At 63.4% G+C, this 17,970-nt stretch carries 19 protein-coding genes; 8 read left to right on the plus strand and 11 right to left on the minus strand.

Annotation, left to right across the window (positions count from 1 at the left end):
• Positions 1-11 precede the first annotated feature (11 nt).
• The 3 genes from VME63_RS02115 (at position 12) to VME63_RS02125 (ending at position 2,595) form a co-directional block, all read left to right on the plus strand.
• Positions 12-1,022, plus strand: a complete 1,011-nt coding sequence (locus VME63_RS02115; RefSeq protein ID WP_325429764.1) for a methionine ABC transporter ATP-binding protein — start codon at positions 12-14, stop codon at positions 1,020-1,022.
• On the plus strand, positions 1,019-1,705 hold the full coding sequence (locus VME63_RS02120) for a methionine ABC transporter permease (RefSeq protein ID WP_325429766.1): 687 nt from the start codon (positions 1,019-1,021) through the stop codon (positions 1,703-1,705). The genes VME63_RS02115 and VME63_RS02120 overlap by 4 nt, the downstream gene beginning before the upstream one ends.
• A gap of 92 nt (positions 1,706-1,797) precedes the next feature.
• Positions 1,798-2,595, plus strand: coding sequence for a MetQ/NlpA family ABC transporter substrate-binding protein (locus VME63_RS02125; RefSeq protein WP_325429768.1), 798 nt, complete (start codon positions 1,798-1,800; stop codon positions 2,593-2,595).
• Positions 2,596-2,747: 152 nt separating this feature from the next.
• Here VME63_RS02125 and pncB read toward each other — a convergent pair whose 3' ends face one another.
• The gene (pncB, locus tag VME63_RS02130; protein ID WP_325429770.1) at positions 2,748-3,935 is read right to left on the minus strand and encodes a nicotinate phosphoribosyltransferase; all 1,188 of its coding nucleotides are present in this window, start codon (positions 3,933-3,935) and stop codon (positions 2,748-2,750) included.
• A gap of 379 nt (positions 3,936-4,314) precedes the next feature.
• Between pncB and VME63_RS02135 the strand changes: the two genes are divergently transcribed.
• On the plus strand, positions 4,315-5,142 hold the full coding sequence (locus tag VME63_RS02135; RefSeq protein WP_325429772.1) for a cytochrome c: 828 nt from the start codon (positions 4,315-4,317) through the stop codon (positions 5,140-5,142).
• A 6-nt stretch (positions 5,143-5,148) separates the two neighbouring features.
• Here the strand turns inward: VME63_RS02135 and VME63_RS02140 are convergent, their stop codons facing one another.
• From VME63_RS02140 to VME63_RS02155, 4 genes are all read right to left on the minus strand, one after another.
• The gene (locus VME63_RS02140) at positions 5,149-6,249 is read right to left on the minus strand and encodes an aminopeptidase (RefSeq protein ID WP_325429774.1); all 1,101 of its coding nucleotides are present in this window, start codon (positions 6,247-6,249) and stop codon (positions 5,149-5,151) included.
• Between the two features lie 32 nt (positions 6,250-6,281).
• Positions 6,282-6,671: a hypothetical protein gene (locus VME63_RS02145; protein WP_325429776.1), complete on the minus strand. Its 390-nt coding sequence runs from the start codon at positions 6,669-6,671 to the stop codon at positions 6,282-6,284.
• 137 nt (positions 6,672-6,808) lie between these two features.
• The gene (locus VME63_RS02150) at positions 6,809-7,504 is read right to left on the minus strand and encodes a hypothetical protein (protein ID WP_325429778.1); all 696 of its coding nucleotides are present in this window, start codon (positions 7,502-7,504) and stop codon (positions 6,809-6,811) included.
• Positions 7,505-7,581: 77 nt separating this feature from the next.
• Positions 7,582-8,190 (minus strand): rhomboid family intramembrane serine protease, encoded by a 609-nt coding sequence (locus tag VME63_RS02155; protein WP_325429780.1) that lies wholly within the window; start codon positions 8,188-8,190, stop codon positions 7,582-7,584.
• A 325-nt stretch (positions 8,191-8,515) separates the two neighbouring features.
• On the opposite strand from VME63_RS02155, the gene VME63_RS02160 reads away from it, so the two are divergent.
• Entirely contained in the window at positions 8,516-9,397 is an 882-nt protein-coding gene (locus VME63_RS02160) for a PhzF family phenazine biosynthesis protein (RefSeq protein WP_325429782.1), read from the plus strand.
• A 42-nt stretch (positions 9,398-9,439) separates the two neighbouring features.
• Here VME63_RS02160 and VME63_RS02165 read toward each other — a convergent pair whose 3' ends face one another.
• Complete coding sequence (locus VME63_RS02165) at positions 9,440-10,327, minus strand: NAD(P)-dependent oxidoreductase (RefSeq protein ID WP_325429784.1); 888 nt, start codon at positions 10,325-10,327, stop codon at positions 9,440-9,442.
• A gap of 348 nt (positions 10,328-10,675) precedes the next feature.
• Complete coding sequence (locus tag VME63_RS02170; RefSeq protein ID WP_325429786.1) at positions 10,676-11,893, minus strand: NAD(P)/FAD-dependent oxidoreductase; 1,218 nt, start codon at positions 11,891-11,893, stop codon at positions 10,676-10,678.
• 60 nt (positions 11,894-11,953) lie between these two features.
• On the opposite strand from VME63_RS02170, the gene VME63_RS02175 reads away from it, so the two are divergent.
• Positions 11,954-12,436 carry a YajQ family cyclic di-GMP-binding protein gene (locus VME63_RS02175; protein ID WP_325429788.1) on the plus strand — a complete coding sequence of 161 codons (483 nt, stop codon included), beginning with the start codon at positions 11,954-11,956 and terminating at the stop codon, positions 12,434-12,436.
• A 115-nt stretch (positions 12,437-12,551) separates the two neighbouring features.
• Here the strand turns inward: VME63_RS02175 and VME63_RS02180 are convergent, their stop codons facing one another.
• From VME63_RS02180 to VME63_RS02190, 3 genes are all read right to left on the minus strand, one after another.
• Positions 12,552-13,241, minus strand: a complete 690-nt coding sequence (locus VME63_RS02180) for a DUF1345 domain-containing protein (protein WP_325429790.1) — start codon at positions 13,239-13,241, stop codon at positions 12,552-12,554.
• A gap of 33 nt (positions 13,242-13,274) precedes the next feature.
• Complete coding sequence (locus VME63_RS02185) at positions 13,275-13,550, minus strand: GNAT family N-acetyltransferase (RefSeq protein WP_325429792.1); 276 nt, start codon at positions 13,548-13,550, stop codon at positions 13,275-13,277.
• A gap of 78 nt (positions 13,551-13,628) precedes the next feature.
• Entirely contained in the window at positions 13,629-14,705 is a 1,077-nt protein-coding gene (locus VME63_RS02190; RefSeq protein WP_325429794.1) for a 3-deoxy-7-phosphoheptulonate synthase, read from the minus strand.
• A gap of 404 nt (positions 14,706-15,109) precedes the next feature.
• On the opposite strand from VME63_RS02190, the gene VME63_RS02195 reads away from it, so the two are divergent.
• Together VME63_RS02195 and VME63_RS02200 are read left to right on the plus strand one after the other, a co-directional pair.
• The gene (locus VME63_RS02195; protein ID WP_325429796.1) at positions 15,110-15,538 is read left to right on the plus strand and encodes an FKBP-type peptidyl-prolyl cis-trans isomerase; all 429 of its coding nucleotides are present in this window, start codon (positions 15,110-15,112) and stop codon (positions 15,536-15,538) included.
• 102 nt (positions 15,539-15,640) lie between these two features.
• Positions 15,641-16,333, plus strand: a complete 693-nt coding sequence (locus tag VME63_RS02200; RefSeq protein ID WP_325429798.1) for an SH3 domain-containing protein — start codon at positions 15,641-15,643, stop codon at positions 16,331-16,333.
• A gap of 76 nt (positions 16,334-16,409) precedes the next feature.
• Here the strand turns inward: VME63_RS02200 and VME63_RS02205 are convergent, their stop codons facing one another.
• Entirely contained in the window at positions 16,410-17,969 is a 1,560-nt protein-coding gene (locus tag VME63_RS02205; RefSeq protein ID WP_325429828.1) for a protein adenylyltransferase SelO, read from the minus strand.
• Position 17,970 lies beyond the last annotated feature (1 nt).

Genomic DNA, 17,970 nt, shown 5'->3' on the forward strand with positions numbered 1-17,970 from the left:
GAAGGTTCGTCGTGATCCGTTTCGTCGATGTCCACAAATCCTACACCGTCAATGGCAAGGTCATTCCCGCGCTGGAGATTTTCAGCCTGGACATTGCCGATGGCGACGTGTTCGGCATCATCGGCCACTCCGGTGCCGGCAAATCCACGCTCATACGCCTGATCAACCTGCTCGAACGCCCCAGCGGCGGACGCATCATGATCGGCGATACCGACATGACCCAACTGTCCGATGCCGAGCTGCGCGCGGCGCGGCAGCGCATCGGCATGATCTTCCAGCATTTCAACCTGCTTTCCTCGCAGACCGTGGCCGAGAACGTCGCGCTCCCGCTACGCATCGCCGGTGAAAAGGATCAAGCCGCCATTCGCGCACGGGTCGATGAATTGCTGCACCGGGTCGGCTTGAGCGATCACGCCGACAAGTATCCGTCGCAGCTTTCCGGCGGCCAAAAGCAACGTGTCGGCATCGCCCGCGCACTGGCCAATCGCCCTTCGATCCTGCTGTGCGACGAAGCCACCAGCGCGCTCGATCCGCAAACCACGGCGTCCGTGCTCGACTTGCTGGCCCAGATCAATCGCGAGCTGAAACTTACCATCGTGCTGATCACGCACGAGATGGACGTGGTACGGCGCGTGTGCGATCGCGTGGCGGTGCTGGATGCCGGGCGTATCGTGGAACGCGGCGCCGTCGCCGACGTGTTCCTGCATCCCACGCACGCCACCACCAGCCGCTTCGTCAACGAAGCCTTGCCGGAAGAAGAAGCGGGCGAACACGTGCCTTATCAAAACGTGCCGGGGCGCATCATGCGGCTTTCCTTTCGCGGCGAAGCGACCTGGTCGCCGACGCTGGGGCGGGTGATGCGCGAAACCGGCGTAGATTTCAATATCCTTGCCGGCCGCATCGACCGCATCAAGGACATGCCCTACGGCCAGCTCACCCTGGCCATGCAAGGCACCGGCGTGGACGCGGCGATGAACGCGTTGCGCGAGGCCGGTATCGACGTGGAGGTACTCATTCGATGATCGCCGCACCTTTGCTGCAAACCCTGTTTCCCAACATCGACGACTGGGCCGAGCTTGGCCGGGCATGCATCGATACCTTGCTGATGCTGGGTGGGTCGCTCCTGCTTACCGTGCTGCTCGGGCTGCCACTGGGCATCGTGTTGTTTCTCACCGGCAGAGGCCAGCTGCACGCGATGCCCGCGCTTTACGGCGCCCTCTCGCTGGTCGTCAACGTGCTGCGCTCGATTCCCTTCATCATTCTGATGATCGTGCTGATGCCGCTGACTTACGTGCTGGTCGGCACAAGGCTGGGTATCCGTGGCGCGATACCGCCGCTGGTCATCGGCGCCGCGCCCTTCTTTGCGCGCCTGGTCGAAACGGCGCTGCGCGAAGTGGAACGCGGCGTGATCGAAGCCTCGCAGGCAATGGGCGCGACCACCTGGCAGATCGTGCGCCATGTGCTGCTTCCCGAGGCGCGCGGCAGCCTGTGGGCCGGCGTCACCGTAACGGCCATCGCACTGGTCGGATATACCGCGATGGGCGGCGCCATCGGCGCCGGGGGGCTGGGCGACCTTGCCTACCGGTACGGCTACCTCAGCTACAAGTCCGACTATATGGTCGTAACGGTGTTGCTGTTGATCGTACTGGTCCAACTGCTGCAAATGCTCGGCGACCGCATCGTGGCGCATTACAGCCGCCGCTGAAGCGGCCCGCAGCCAGGCCTGCCGAAGCGGCTTTTTTGCAATCAGCCGTATGGACGGCTATTCTGTTGCGTCGCACAAGGACAAGCATCCCCATGAAAAAGCTGATGGCCCTCCTCGCCGCCGCGCTGCTGCTGGCCGGCTGCTCCTCTTCGGGTTCCGGCGATACCGGCGGCCAGACGCTGACGGTGGCTGCCACGGCCGTGCCGCACGCGGAAATCCTCAAGCAGGTCAAGCCCATCCTAGCCAAGGAAGGGGTGGATCTGCAGATCAAGGTGTTCGCCGATTACGTGCAGCCCAATACCCAGGTCGTGGAAAAGGCCATCGACCTCAATTATTTCCAGACCAAACCCTTCCTGGACACCTTCAACCGCGAGCACAACACCGACCTGGTGATCGTCACGGGCGTGCATATCGAACCGTTCGGCGCCTATTCGCGCAAGTACAAGTCGATCGACCAGTTGCCCGTCGGCGCAACGGTGACGCTGCCGAACGATCCGGCCAACGAAGGACGTGCCCTGCTCCTGCTGGCCAAGCACGGGTTGATCACACTGAACGATCCCAACAACGAGCTGGCCACGCCCAAGGACATCGTCGCCAATCCGAAAAACCTGGTGTTCAAACCGCTGGAAGCGGCGATGCTGCCGCGCACGCTGGATGAAGTGGACCTTTCGCTCATCAACACCAACTATGCGCTTGCCGCCGGCTTGAACCCGATCAAGGACGCGTTGCTGATCGAAGACAAGAACTCGCCGTACGTCAACTATCTGGTAGGCCGCCCGGACAATCTGCACGATCCGCGCGTGCAGAAACTGGCCAAGGCTCTGACCAGCCCCCAGATCAAGGCGTTCATCGAGCAGAAGTACAAAGGCGCGGTGTTGCCTGCATTCTGATCGGACTGATCGGCCGGTTTATCGCGATCAGATAGGGAGCCGGGTATCCGGCCCCTCCCGCACCGCCGTACATCCCGCCTTGCCGTAGTCACACCGTGCGCCGTTGCAGCGTGTTCGCCTGATCCCAGGTCGGGCAGCAACGTGCGTTTTTTTCACGCCTCGACCAGCACCGGAATATCGAATACCTGCCGCAGATAGGCGATGTATGCATCGTCCTCGCACATGTTCTTGCCCGGCGAATCGCTGAGCTTGGCCACCGGCTGGCCGTTGCAGCGAACCATCTTGATCACGATGTTAAGCGGCGTGGGGCCGACGTCGTTGGTCAGGTTGGTGCCGACACCGAACGCAAGTTGGCAACGGCCGTGGAAGTGATGGTAAAGCTTCATCACTTTGGGGATATCCAGGCCATCGCTGAAAACCAGCACCTTGCCGCGCGGATCCACGCGATTGGCCTGGTAGTGCGCCAGCACCCGCTCGCCCCACGCAAAGGGATCGCCCGAGTCGTGGCGCGTACCGTCGAACAGCTTGCAGAAATACATGTCGAAGTCGCGCAGGAAGGCCGTAAGGCCGTATACGTCCGACAGAGCAATACCCAGATCACCGCGATATTCCTTCGCCCAGGCCTCCAGCGCCGCCACTTGCGAATCGCGCAGACGCGGCCCAAGTGCCTGGTGTGCCTGTAGATATTCGTGCGCCAGCGTACCCAGCGGGCGCAGGCCAAGCTGCCATGCCAGCCATACATTGCTGGTACCGGCCAGTTGCATGCCCAGGCCGTCGCGCAAAGTGGTTGCCACCTCCCAGTGCCAATCGCGCGAATAGCGCCGACGCGTGCCGTAGTCGGCGATGCGGCATTCGGTATAGCCGGCGGTGTCGCGCAACAGCGAAATCTTTTCGCGCAAGCGACGCCGCCCTTCGTCCAGATCCGCATCGACGCTGTTATGCCGGAAATAGATCTCGTTGACGATCGCCAGCAACGGCACTTCGAACAGAATGGTGTGCAACCAGGGGCCGCAGATCTTGATCTCGATCTCGCCGTTGCCCAGCGCGGAGGGGCTTATCTGCACATACTTGGCATTTAGGTGGAACAGCGCCAGGAAGTCGATGAAATCGCTCTTGAGGAAGCGCCATTCGCGCAGGTAATCCAGCTCCTGCTCGGTGAAGCGCAGGCTGCACAGTGCGTGCAGTTCCTCGCGGATCTCCTCGATATAGGGCACCAGATCGACGCCCGGATTGCGGCATTTGAAGCGGTACTCCACATGCGCGGCAGGGTACTGATGCAGCACCACCTGCATCATCGAAAACTTGTAGAGGTCGGTGTCGAGCAACGAGGTGACGATCATGGCTTACTTCCGTGCCTGGGGGAACGCACAGCGCAACGGCGCGGCGCCCGGCAATTATCCTGCCGAAGCGATCCCAAGGAATAGGAAAAACCTTATAAACCGGAAAAGATAAAACCCCGGCAGCCAGGGGAGTAACTGCCGGGGCTTGTTAGGTCGCGTTCCGGGGGGAGGGTAAACAAGGAACCGACCCCTGGATGCCACGATGTTCTGTGCCACCCGGTCGTCGCCTCACGGCGATACGACTACTTAGTGTGGCTGCTGCCGGCTAAGTTCAAGGGTGACACCGAATCGGTTCAGCTTATCGATAACTTGCGTTGCGCAAGACCATACGGTTTCATGTGCGCACACCTCCAAGTGCCTGTCAGTGAAAGGACTTACCATGAAAGGCCTCATCCCGTTGCGTCGCTGCCTGTGCCTGTTGGCGCTATGCCTGGCCCTGCCCGTACACGCAGCGAGCCTGAACATCGACACCGGCCACGGCGTCCGCACCTGGACCACCGAAGCGTTGCTGGCGCGCCCGGACCTGCAAACGGTGACCGTCCCTGTCGACGTCGCGTTCCGCCAGACCATGCATTTTCGCGCTGTCCCGCTGCGCGCGCTGCTGCCCGGGTTGGAGCATGGGGACAGGTTGCAGTTCGTCGCCCATGATGGTTTCTCGGTCGATATTGCCGCCGATACGATCCTCAACAAGAAGGGCGCCACGGCGTGGCTCGCGATCGAAGATCCCGCCCATCCGTGGCCTGCCCTGCCGGGCAACAAGGGCGACGCGGGCCCGTTTTATGTGGTCTGGCTGCGCCCGGCGGTGGCCGGCGTGAGCATCGAGCAGTGGCCCTACCAGCTGGCGCGCATCCAGCGCACAAAGGATATCGCCGAGCGCTTTGCGCACATTGCGCCCGATGCCTCGGTGCCCGCGCAAAGTCCGATCCGCCGCGGCTACGCCGTATTCCAGCGCACCTGCTTCACCTGTCACACCCTCAACGGCGAAGGCGATGCGCAGATGGGACCGGACCTCAACATCCCCTATAACCCGACCGAATACCTGCGCCAGGACCTGTTGCGCGCTTTCATCCGCAATCCGCAGTCCCTGCATCACTGGCCGCAAGCCCGGATGCACGGATTTCCCACCCAGGAATCGCTGTCGGACGCCGACCTGGACGCACTGCTTGCGTACCTGCGCTATATGGCACAGCACAAAGTTTCGCCCTGAAGGCGCTCAAGGCGCCGCCGCGCCGGCACCTTGCAGCGAACCGGAGGCCTTAAGCAGTTGCTTGAGCCGTTCTTCGCGCTGCGGCGCCGGCGCCCTGGCCAGTTCACGCACACCGTTGTAAAAAGCCGGCCATTGGCCACCCGCCTGCTTAAACAGCACCGCGAACGCCTGCACCCATTGGTCGTAAAGACCGAACGGCAGCAAGGTCGCATTGTTGATCGGATGCGCTACCCAGGCGTCGTAGCGATGGTCGTTCGGCCAGTTCTTGTCGCGCCAGGCTGCGTAGCGAACGCGAAAATCCGCCATCGCACGCGCCTTGCCCGCGGCCATCGCCGCATCGCCGGCACCGCTCGCGTAAAGCGTTTTCAGCCGTGCACGCAGATCAAGCACCCGTTGGGTGAACCCGTCGTCCATCAACTGATTGCGATCGTCGCCCACCGGTTCACCCCGCGAGTGGTGCCATTGGCGCACGCCTTCGTCCTCCACGAACATCGCGTAGCTTTCGTTGAAGGCCGTATCGCCCTTCAGATAGATCAGCTGGTGTGCTAGTTCGTGAAATATCGTGCCGACCAGTTCATCATCGTCCCAACGCATCATGCTGCTGAGGATGGGGTCGGCGAACCAGCCAAGCGTCGAATAAGCCGGCACGCCGCCGACGTACACGTCGTCGCCTTGCGCACGCAGCTGCCTGGCGCTGTCGAGGGCTTTCTTCTCGTCGAACCAGCCGCGGTAAGCCACACAACCGGCAATGGGAAAGCATTGCGGCACCGCGTCCACCGAAAAGCGCGGCGTGGCGTAGACGTTCCAGACCACATATGGCCGATGCAACTGGACGTAATAGGTATAGCTGCGGTTATTGGGCAGATCCAACTGCTCGGAAGCGAATTGACGCGCCTGCTGCGACAGCTTCAAACGCGCCGCCAGCTTCGCATCCGTGGCGGGATCGGCAATGACCTTCCCGACCGCACGCCGCTGCAGCAGCAAGGCGGCCTCACCGTGCGTGACATGGGCGTAATAACGCAGATCGGCACAAGCGCCAAGCACCAGGATCACCGCCATGCACAGGACCAGTCGGGCGCCGGGAAGAAGAATGCGAAGTCGTGTCATCCTTCGCATTCTGACCTAAGAATCCCTCGCGGTCAGTGGTGATGCCCGCCGCCGGACGATCCATGCGATCCGCCACCGCCGTGGTAACCCCCACCGTGGTAACCGCCATGATAGCCGCCGTATCCCCCGTAGCCGCGACCGCGGTAGTAATGGCCGCCGTACCAGTAACCGCCGACGATGACGCCCGGGCCGTAGCAGCAGCCGTAACCGTAGTATCCATAGGGATACCCGTAATAGCCGTAGGGATATCCGTAATAGGGATAGCCGCCGTAGACGGTCGGAGCCGTGCCGTAATAGACGTCGCCCGCGTAGCCATTGCCTTGCACATAGCTATAGCCCGGTGCCACGTAGCAACCGGAAAGCAGGCTCATCAGCGCGACCAGGGCAAGGCCGGCAAGCACTCTTTTGACCGAGAATTTCATGGCGGGGACTCCATGCTTTCCACGTCGACACCATACTCCCGAACCGTTGAATATGTCCTGAGCAATATAAAGACCAACCCTGCGCTCCCGCGAAGCTGGCCTTTGCATGCATTGGCATACCGCGGCGACCATTTCGATCAGCTTTTGCCGTTCTTCGACTGGTCGCCGCGCCCGTGCGCAACGTGGTTGTGGACGGCATCGGCGGGGCCGCTGGCGTGGTTATGCGGATCGCCATTGCCCGCTTGCGGCGTCGCATTCGCACCAGGCCATGTCGGCCCCTGCTTGATCCGCTCCTGCTTGGCTTGAAGCAGCGCCTGGATATGCGCCACGGCCTCTTCCGGGCTGATGTGCGCCGGCGCCGACTGCGCCTCGGGCGAGGCTGGCTTTTTCGGCACAACGGGCCGTTGCGCCGGCGCGGGCTTCTTGGCAGCCAGAGGTTTGGGTGTGCTCGCCTTGACCGGCACGATCGGGCGTGCCGCTTTTTTTTGCGCCGCTTTCTTGGGTGCTGCCGCCTTGGGTGCTGCCGCCTTGGGTGCTGCTGCCTTGGGTGCAGGCGCCTTGGCTGCTGCGGTTTTCTTTACCGTCTCCTTGGCCATCGCTTTCTTCGCGACCTTGCTCGTGGCGGTTGTCCGGCCCACCGATTTCTTCGCCGTTTTAGCGGCCGTCTTTCCAGCAACCTTCTTCGCCGCCTTTTTGCTCGCCGTGGCCTTCCCGGGTGCTTTCTTCGAGGCGATGGGGGCGTTCTTGACTGCCTTCTTACTGGTCGAGCCAACGCGCTTGGATACGTTGCTGGCCGCGGACTTCTTCGCGGCAGACTTGCGGGTCATTGCCATGCGTGGTTACTCCGGCGGTGGACGGTATGTCACCTTGGCATCATCAGCATGTATGCGCCATGAGCAAGTGCCGGAATTCACATGCGAGGCTGCGACAGGGCGTCCAGGAAATGCGGCAACACCATGGGGTTCACCAGCATCGTGAAAACCACCCCATAAGCCGCTCCCCACAAGTGCGCACTATGGTTGACGCTGTCCCGTGCTTGCCGGTCCATGTAGATGGAATAACCCACGTACAGCACCGCATAGATGATCGCCGGCATCTGGACGAACAAGACCAGAATGCGCGTCCACGGCGATAGCGTGATGAAGCCGAACAGCACCGCCGACACCGCTCCGGAAGCGCCCAGGCTGCGGTAGTTGTTGTTGTGCCGGTTCTTCAGATAGGTCGGCAGGATCGAGACGATCAGGCCGCCCAGATAAAACAGCCCAAAGCCGAACGCTCCCAGCGACTGGTTGTAAAACGGCTCCATCTGCGTGCCCGCGAAGTACAGCGTGATCATGTTGAACAGCAAATGCATGCCGTCGGCATGGATCAGCCCGTAGGTGACCAGCCGGTAGTACTCGCGCTTGCGCTCGATCGCCGGCGGCCACAGGATCAGGTCGTCGATCAAGCGTCGATTGCTGAATGCCATGAACGAGACGATGCAGGTGGCGGCAAGGATGATCAGCAGCGTAATAGGCATGGATACTTCCGTGGATAGCTGGCGATGGACACGAGACGACGCACATGGCGCCTTGCCTCAAGCAGCGCACCGGCGCGCCGCGGGACGCATATTAGGGGCAACCGTCACGGGAACGCCACGCTGCGGCTTTAAAGCCATATCGGGCCGCCAAGGCAAAAATAGGCCCCATTGGACCCAGATCAAGCCCCCAAAGTCCTCAGCGTCATTTGAAATCGAACCTTTGGCATGGCTTGATGCAACGCTCCATGCCGCGCATTCGGTTCGCGCATCACCTTTGCCCTAGAATGCACGACTCAGCCATACGCTCCGCCGGCCGCTAAATTCCATGAATACCGTTCGATATATGCATCTGGACGTCTTTGCCGCCAGCCCCGGCGGCGGCAACCACCTGGGCGTGGTGACCGATGCAAAAGGCTGGAGCGACGCGCAGATGCAGCGCTATGCACGCTGGACGGACCTGGTGGAAACCACCTTCCTGCTACCGCCGACCGATCCAAAAGCCAGCTATCGCGTACGCATTTTCACCCCGCAAAAGGAAATCGCCTTCGCCGGCCATCCCAGCGTCGGCAGCGCGCATGCCGTGCTCGAATGCGCACTGGCCCAACCGAAGGACGGCCTGCTCTGGCAGGAATGCCGTGCGGGCATCCTGCCGATCCGCGTGGAAGGCAGCGGCCCGCAACGCAAATTGCTGCTGCAATCGCCGGCCGCCCGGGTCGTAAAGACCGGCCTGCACGCGCACCCTCTGCTTGCCGCCACGCTGGACAGCATCGGCATCGGCATCCTGCCCCCTGCCCTGGTCGATGGCGGCCGCCGCTGGTGGCTGGCCGAATGTGCGGACGAGGCGAGCCTGCGCGCGTGGCAGCCCGACCATAGCGCGATCGGTGCCCTGGCCGTGGCCAGCGGCAGCATGGGCCTGTGCGCCTTCGCGCGCAGCACGCATCCGGATTATCAGCTGGTCGTGCGCGCGTTCCCCTCCGGCGTGGGCATCGTGGAAGATCCCGCTTCCGGCGCGGCCAATGGCCTGATCGCCGCCTATTTGATGCACGCCGAACCGAACGGTCCGCTGGCGCACGGCTATTCGGTCAGCCAGGGACGCGAAATGGGACACGACGCGCTACTGATTGCGCACATGGCCGACGACACCATCTGGATCGGCGGCCACACCAATACGGTGATCGACGGCAAGCTGCTTTGGAACGGCGATTGAGCGCCGCGTGCAACACACGCACGCGACGTTGGCCAGCGCCGACTACTTTTTTCGTTGCTGCAAATTGGCGCGACGCTCCGAAACACGCGCGAGCCCGGAAAGATCCAGCGACTGCCCGCCATCGGCCAATGCTTCCACCAGGCTGTCGCGCAGCACGCCGGCCAACGGCATCGGCACCTGCGCGGCAAGGCCGGCTTCCTGCGCCAGCAGGACATCTTTCAAGCCAAGCGGCAGCGCGAAACCGGGCGGCGTGAAACGCTGCTCCGCAATCGACTTGCCATAGCCCTGGTACACAGGCGACGCAAACAGTGTGCTGGTCATCAGCGCGATGAAATCGGCCGCGCTTACGTCGTAGGCGCGTGCGAGCACCGAAGCCTCGGCCATGCTTTCGATCGCCGTGACGATCATGAAATTGCCCGCCAGCTTCACTACATTGGCGCGTTCGGGCGCATCGCCCATCGGCCACAGCTTCCCCGCCATGACTTCAAGCAGAGGCTTGGCCTTTTCGATAGCCGCGGCATGGCCGGCGACCAGTATGTTGAGCTTTCCCGCCGCCGCGACGTCGGGCCGGCCAAACACCGGTGCGGCCACGTAGCCCAATCCACGCTTGGCGTGTTCTTCCGCCAATTGCCTGGCCAGCGCCACGGAAATGGTGGCGTGATTGACGTGCACGATGCCCGGATCCATCGCCTCCAGCAGGCCGCCTTCGAGGAACACCTCGCGCACGGACTGATCGTTGGCCAGCATGCTATGCAAGACATCGCCCTGCGCCGCGCGATCGGGCGTGCGCGCCACTTTCGCGCCCAGCGACGCGAGTTTTTCCGTCGCCGCTTCGGACCTGTTCCACACGGTGACATGATGTCCCGCGGCAATCAGGTTGCTGGCCATGGCGCTGCCCATCGCGCCCAATCCGATAAACCCGACTTTCATGGCGAATCTCCAAAAAACCAGGGATGCTCTGACTAATGCTTCGCAGGCGGCAGGATGTCCACAAGGCCCACAGGTTGTGCTGCGCGGCGCCAGCAAGACTGGCCATCTTGGCAAGCCGCGCGGCGCGGGCCGCGAGCCCTCTGGACATCACCTCTTTTCTTCAAGTTCAAGGAGTGGGGCCTGCCCTGTCTGTCCGCAAGCCTTCGGTCCGCCGTTTAGACAGCCAGCCAGTCTGCCTTTGCCGACGGTCCCATGCCCTGCGGACAGACAGGACGGGTGACGCCTGCGAAGCATTCATCAGTGCATGCCTAAGTCCAGCACGCTCGATGTTCAAGGGTTGCAAAGACCCTATACCGCCTGCCCCGCCGCGTAGCCCGATGCCCAGGCCCACTGGAAGTTGTAGCCGCCCAGCCAGCCAGTGACATCAACCACTTCGCCGATGAAATACAGGCCAGGCACCCGCTTGGACTGCATCGTGCTGGAAGAGAGGCCATCGGTATCCACGCCGCCGAGCGTGACTTCGGCTGTGCGATAGCCTTCGGTGCCGCTGGCGACGATCGGCCAGTGATGCAACTGCGCGCCGATCTCGCGCAGCTGTGCATCGCGGTACTGGTGCATCGGCCGGCTTTGCAGCCAGAGTTCGCACAGGCGCTGCGCCAATCGCTTGGGCAACAAATCGCCCAGCACATTGCGCAATTGGGCGGCAGGGCGTGCCGCGCGCTGGGCGACCAGCCAGTCGCCAATGTCCACCTCCGGCGAAAGATCGACACGCAGGTCGTCGCCGGGCTGCCAGTAGGAGGAAATCTGCAGAATCGATGGGCCGCTGATGCCGCGATGCGTAAACAGCAGCCCCGCGCGAAAGCTACGCTTGCCCACGCTCGCCTGGGCAACCGGCAACGCGACGCCGGCAAGATCCTGGTAGTGCTCCTGGTGCTTGCCGCTCAAGGTCAACGGTACCAGGCCCGCGCGGGTGGCCAGCACGTTGTGGCCAAACTGGCGCGCCAGCTCATAACCGAAGCCGGTAGCGCCCATGCTGGGGATGGAAAGGCCACCGGAAGCAATCACCAGGGCGTCGGCGTGGATGTCGCCTTTCGCCGTCGACACGGCGAAACTTTCGTTCGCCTTGCGTACGCGTTGCACCGCGCAGCTGGTTTCGATGCGCACGTTCGCCGCCGCGCATTCATCCAGCAGCATGCGCACGATCAGCTTGGAAGACTCCTCGCAGAACAACTGGCCCAGCTCTTTCTCGTGATAGGCGATACGGTGTTTCTCGACCAGCGCGATGAAGTCGGCGGGCGTATAGCGTGCCAGCGCCGATTTGGCGAAGTGCGCATTGGCCGAAAGGTATTGCGCGGGCGTCACGCCCAGGTTGGTGAAATTGCAGCGCCCGCCGCCTGACATGAGGATCTTTTTGCCCGGCTTGTTGGCATGGTCGAGCACCAGCACCTGCCGCCCGCGCTGCCCGGCGGTGAGGGCGCACATCAAGCCTGCCGCGCCGGCCCCGATGATCAGCACATCCACTTTCACATCGTCACCGTAAGCCCGTCCGCCGGCATGCACAGGCATGCATTATCCACCAGATACATGCTTTACACTTGCGACCTACCCCTGTTGCGGACCATCGCCATGCCCTCTTTCGACGTGATTTCCGAGGTCGATAAGCACGAACTGACCAACGCCGTCGACCAGGCCAACCGCGAACTCTCCACCCGTTTTGACTTCAAGGGCACGGATGCGAAGTTCGAGCTGGACAAATTCGTCATCACGCAAAGCGCGCCGAGCGAATTCCAGTTGCAGCAGATGATGGACATCCTGCGCGGCCGGCTGGCCTCGCGCAAAATCGACACGCGCGCGCTGGACGTCGCCGAGCCGGAAACCAACCTCGCCGGCGCCCGGCAGAAAATCACCGTCAAGCAAGGCATCGAGCAGCCGGTCGCCAAGGATCTGGTGAAGATCCTCAAGGAGTCCAAGCTCAAGGTCGAAGCGCAGATCAACGGCGACAAACTGCGCGTGACGGGCAAGAAGCGCGACGATTTGCAGCTTGCCATGGCGGTGTTGCGCAAGGCCGAGGTGAACCTGCCCCTGCAGTTCGACAATTTTCGCGATTGAGCCGCAAGGCAGGCGGCACTTCCTCGCCGCGTGCGGACCCTGCCGTTGCTTTGACTGGGGCGCCCGACTCCATCCTGCCCCTCCTGTGTTGCACACCGGGAGGAAGTAAAAGGCGCTAGGCCAAACCCGCGGCGATGTTCACGCTGATGGCAATGATGAACACATTGAAGAAAAACGCCACCACGCTGTGCAACAGCGCCGTGCGGCGCAAAGTGTGGCTGGTGATCTGCACGTCCGACACCTGGAAACACATGCCGATCACGAAGGCGAAGTAAAGAAAATCCCAGTAATCGGGCTGTTTGGTGCCTGGAAATTCGAGCCCCTCGTGCTGCTTGCCGAAATCGCCGTAATAGCCATGCGCGTAGTGCAAGGCATACATGGTGTTCATGAAAAGCCACGAAAGCACGATGCTGAGCGCCGCCATGCCCATTACTTTCGCGCCCCCGCCCTTGGCCGCATGCAATTCCGTGGACAAGGCCACCAGCACCACGCTCGACACGGCCACGGCTACCCACAGCGTGGCGCGACGCCCGGTGTCCTGCGCGCGCGCATGGCGGCACATGTGCTCGGCGCCGGCGCGGTTGAACATGCGCATCACCATGCCCAGGTAGAGCAACGCGCCAAGATCGAAGCCGAGCAATAGCGCCAGCGCCGGCTTCACCCCCGCTGTAGCCAGCCCGGCACCCGTGGCGACGAAGACCACGCTGGAAACGGCCAGCCATGGCCGGGCGCGCACGAAGCGCAGGGGCGCCCAGCGGCGGCGCGCAGCCCGAGCCGTGGGCTTGACGTCAACGGGCGTGTTCATGGGCATGCTTGTGGTTCGTCCGCATGGCGCCGGTCATGCGCGCAGCGCCGCGTACTCGGGATGGCGCTCCATCCACGATCGCGCGTAACTGCAGGCGGGCTCCACCTTCCAGCCCTCGCCGCGTGCCGCTTCCATCGCCGCACGGACCAGTTCGCCGGCAATGCCCCGGCCGCCCACGTCATCAGGCACCCAGGTATGCGTGATGGTCATGATTCCATTGTGCAGGCTGTAATCGAGCTGGCACGCCTCGCCATCGACCTTCGTTTCGAAACGATGCGCCGCCCTCAGGTGCCGAATGTCGTAACTCATGCCGCGTCCCAGCCGATGGCTCTAAACCCAAGCATAGAACGACGCGCCTGGCGGCGCCCATCGCATGGCGCAAACCGATCATGCCGCGGCCTGCGCCTTCACCTGTTCCCGGCGCACGCGCACCGCCTGGGACAGCCGCTCCAGCACCTGCACGGAAGTGTCCCAGCCGATGCAGCCATCGGTGATGCTCTGTCCGTAGGCAAGCTCGCAACCGGGTACCAGGTCCTGCCGGCCGGCCAACAGATGGCTCTCGATCATTACGCCTTGAATACGCGTTTGGCCCGCCTCCAGTTGTGCGGCGATGTCGGCGACGACGCGCGGCTGGTTTTCCGGTTGCTTGCCGCTGTTGGCATGGCTTGCATCGATCATCAGACGCTCGGCGAGTCCGGCCTTGGCCAGCGCGGCGCATGCCGCGGCAACGCTGGCGGCATCGTAGTTGGGTGTTTTGCCGCCGCGCAGGATCACGTGGCAATCGTCATTGCCGCGGGTCGCGGCGATCGCCGTGCGTCCGCGCTTGGTCACCGCCATGAAATGATGCGGACGGGCCGCCGCCAATACCGCATCGACGGCGATCTTCACGTTGCCATCGGTGCCATTCTTGAAACCCACCGGGCAGGAAAGGCCCGACGCAAGCTCGCGGTGCGACTGGCTCTCGGTAGTGCGCGCGCCAATGGCGCCCCAGGCGACCAGGTCGGCGATGTACTGCGGCGTGATCAGATCCAGGAATTCGCAGCCGGCCGGCAGGCCCAGGGCGTTGATATCGCACAGCAGGCGCCGTGCCAGGCGCAGGCCCTTGTCGATGTGGTAACTCTCGTCCAGGTCCGGATCGTTGATCAGCCCCTTCCAGCCCACGGTGGTGCGCGGTTTTTCGAAATACACGCGCATGACGATTTCCAACGTGTCGATATGGCGCTCGCGCTCGGCGGCCAGACGTCTGGCGTAATCCAGCGCGGCGGCCGGGTCGTGAATCGAACACGGGCCGATCACCACGGCCAGGCGATCGTCCTGTCCGTGCAGGATGCGATGCAGGGCGCGGCGCGTGCTCGCGACGGTGGCGATGGCCGGCTCGCTGGGCTGGCAATCGCGCATGACCTCGGCTGGGGTGGCAAGCTCCTTGAGCTCGCGGATACGTAAATCGTCGGTGAGGCTGGTCATGTGGCAATTCCTTCTATCTCGATGTCCGGCGGCCCAACAAAAAAGCCGCCAGGGTGGCTGGCGGCTTTTTGAGGAAAGTGGGTGATCTTGCTTTGTTACGATCGCGCACCATGCTCCGCCGCCGGCTTCGGATAGCCATAAAACCAGAAGTAATAGCGGCGGGAGGCGAGGATCATGGTTGCCAGTGATAGCACATCCTCGTCGCGATGCAAACAGCGGCGGCGGGTTTCGCGATAGGTCGGGGCCTGCTTACACTATCGCGTGGCCCGCGCCGGGAGCCGTTTGCTCGCCAGCCAAGGAAGCGTGAGGGAGGTGTACATCCGTACACGACGACGCGACGGCGCCGGATGGCGGGCAAACAGACCCCTAGGCCCCGCCGCCGATTCATTCTCTGGAGTTGTCCCATGTTGCGTTCGCTGCCCCTGCTCGCCGTCGCCCTGCTTGCCCTGTCCGCGCTGGCCCCCAACCTGGCCTGCGCCGATGACGTGGGCAAGCTGGTGATCACCGACCAGAAGGTCGGCACAGGCACCAAGGCACAGGACGATTCAGAGGTAAGGATCAACTACACCGGCTGGCTGTATAGCGCCAAGGCTGCCGACCACCATGGCGCCAAGTTCGACAGTTCCTACGATGCCGGCCGCCCGCTGGAGTTCGTGATCGGCGCCGAGCAGGTGATCCCGGGCATGGATAGCGCCGTGCGCGGCATGCGCGTGGGAGGCAAGCGCGAGGTGATCATTCCTTCCTCGCTCGGTTACGGCTCCCGCGGCGCAGGCAGCGACATCCCGCCCAACAGCGCGCTAGTGTTCGACATCGAGCTGGTTGGGGTGCGTTGACCGCTTACATCGGCGCCACCATGCAATCGCGCGAAAATTGAGCCATGATGACGGCGCATTGACGTCGTAACCCCCACTGCGCCCACGCTGGAGGATGGCCCGATGAAGCGGATGCTCTGGTCGCTCGCGACCGCCCTGTTGATGACGGTTACCGCGACGACGTTCGCGGCCGATGGCTACACCATCGGCAACGTCAATATGCGTGCGGGACCGGATCCGGACTACCCGCTGATCCTTACGCTGGCGACCGGCACACCCGTGTCCATCCAGGGCTGCACCGACGGATGGCAATGGTGCGACGTGATCGCGGCCGGCAATCGCGGCTGGGTGGCCGGTACGTATCTGCAGTACACCTATAACAGCCAGCCGGTAATGGTGACCGACTACGGTGCCCGGATCGGCATTCCCATCGTCTCGTTTGTCATCGGCACCTACTGGGCGCGTTACTACACGGGGCGCCCGTTTTACCGCGATCGCGCGCGCTGGTACGGCCGCCCGATACCGAGCCGGCCACCGCCGCGCCCGCCAAGGCCGCCTGTGCGTCCGCCCGGCGGCAACCGGCCCATGCCGCCGCCGGGCGGAAACCGCCCGCAACCGCCGGCAGGCAATCGCCCGCAGCCACCAGGGGGTGGCAATCGGCCGCAACCGCCCGGTGGAGGCAACCGTCCGCAGCCGGGTGGAAGCCATCCACCTGGCGGTAACAAACCGGCACAAAACAACCGTCCGGCACCGCGTCCGAATCCCCAGCAAGGCAACCAGGGTAACCACGGCAACAATGGCAATGGCGGCAACTGAATGGCCAGGCATCGTTGCGTGACGCCAGCACCGAGGTCCCGCCGCCCTGCGGCCGGGGCCTCGATGCAGGCAGGCCTTACGAACTGCAGGACAGCATCGAGCAACCCGCGCGGGATTTCGCCCAGGCCGGACGTTTCTGCGCGAAGTGTTCGCGCCCGGGCTGTTCCTCATAGGGCCGCCTGAGCACCTCAAGCAAGGTGTGGATGCCCGCATAGTCGCCTTCCGTCGCGCGGTCGATGGCTTCCTGCGCCAGGTAGTTGCGCAGCACGTAACAGGGATTGGCCGCGTGCATACGCTGCCTGCGCTGTGCCGGCGCCAGCGCGTCGGCCAGCAAGCGGGCGGCGTAATCGTCCAGCCATGCGGCGAAACCGGCTTGTGTCGCTTCAAGCCTGGCCTGGTCGTAAAACGCCTGGCGCAGCGGATCGAGCCGGGGCTGTCGCGGGTCGATCTCGCTCAGTGCGCGGAAAAACAGCGTCATGTCGACTTCCCCCTGTTGCATCAGCAATTGCAAAGCCTCCATGCGCGCCAGGTCATCATCGCGGCATTCGGACAGGCCCAGCTTGTGCGCGACGGTATTGCGCAGTTGCAAGGCGTACTCGGCGGCATAGGCATCCAACCCCGCCCGAAGTGGCGCGACGTCGTCAAACAGCGGCGACAGTGCCGCGGCAAGACGGCTGAGGTTCCACCACGCCACGTTCGGTTGCTGGCCGAAGCGATAGCGGCGGCGCACGGCATCGGTGGTGTTGGGGGTCCAGTCCGGATCGAAATCGTCGATCCAGCCATACGGGCCATAGTCGATGGTAAGGCCCAGGATCGACATGTTGTCGGTATTCATCACGCCGTGCACGAAGCCCACCCGCATCCAGTGCGCGACCATGCGCGCGGTGCGCACGCATACTTGGCCGAACCAGTCGGCGTAGCGTGTCTGGCCGCGGCCGGCCAGCTGCGGAAAGTGGTGGTTGATGGTGAAGTCGGCCAGCATCTGCAGCAGCGCGGTATCGCCGCGCGAGGTCGGCAGTTCGAAATGACCGAAGCGGATGAACGAGGGCGCGACCCGGCACACGATCGCGCCCTGCTCCTGCTCCGGGTGCCCGTCATAGAACATGTCGCGTTCCACCTGCTGGCCGGTCGCCACCAGGCTGAGCGCGCGCGTGGTGGGGACGCCAAGGTGATGCATGGCCTCGCTGCACAGGAATTCGCGAATCGACGAGCGCAGCACGGCCCGGCCATCCGCGCCGCGCGAATACGGCGTGGCACCGGCCCCTTTCAGCTGTAGCTCGAGCCGGTCTCCGCTGCGGGTCACCACCTCGCCCAGCGAAATGGCGCGCCCGTCGCCCAGTTGCCCGGCCCACACGCCGAACTGGTGCCCGCCATAGTTGGACGCCCACGGCTGCATGCCCGTCATCAACCCATTGCCGCCGAACACCTGGGCAAAAAACGGCGCGGCGACATCGGCCTCGCCCAGGCCCAATTCGGCCGCAACTTCCCGTGACCAGGCAAGCGTGCGCGGTGCGGGCACAGGGCTGGGATCCACCCGCGAGTAGAACGCGCCCTGCACCTGCCGGCTACCCCGGCCATGATCGGGATCGCCCGGCAGCTGGCGAATGAAGGCGTTGTCGAATACCAAGGAAGTCAAG

It is taken from the genome of Dyella sp. (assembly GCF_035503745.1).
GTDB lineage: Bacteria > Pseudomonadota > Gammaproteobacteria > Xanthomonadales > Rhodanobacteraceae > Dyella_B.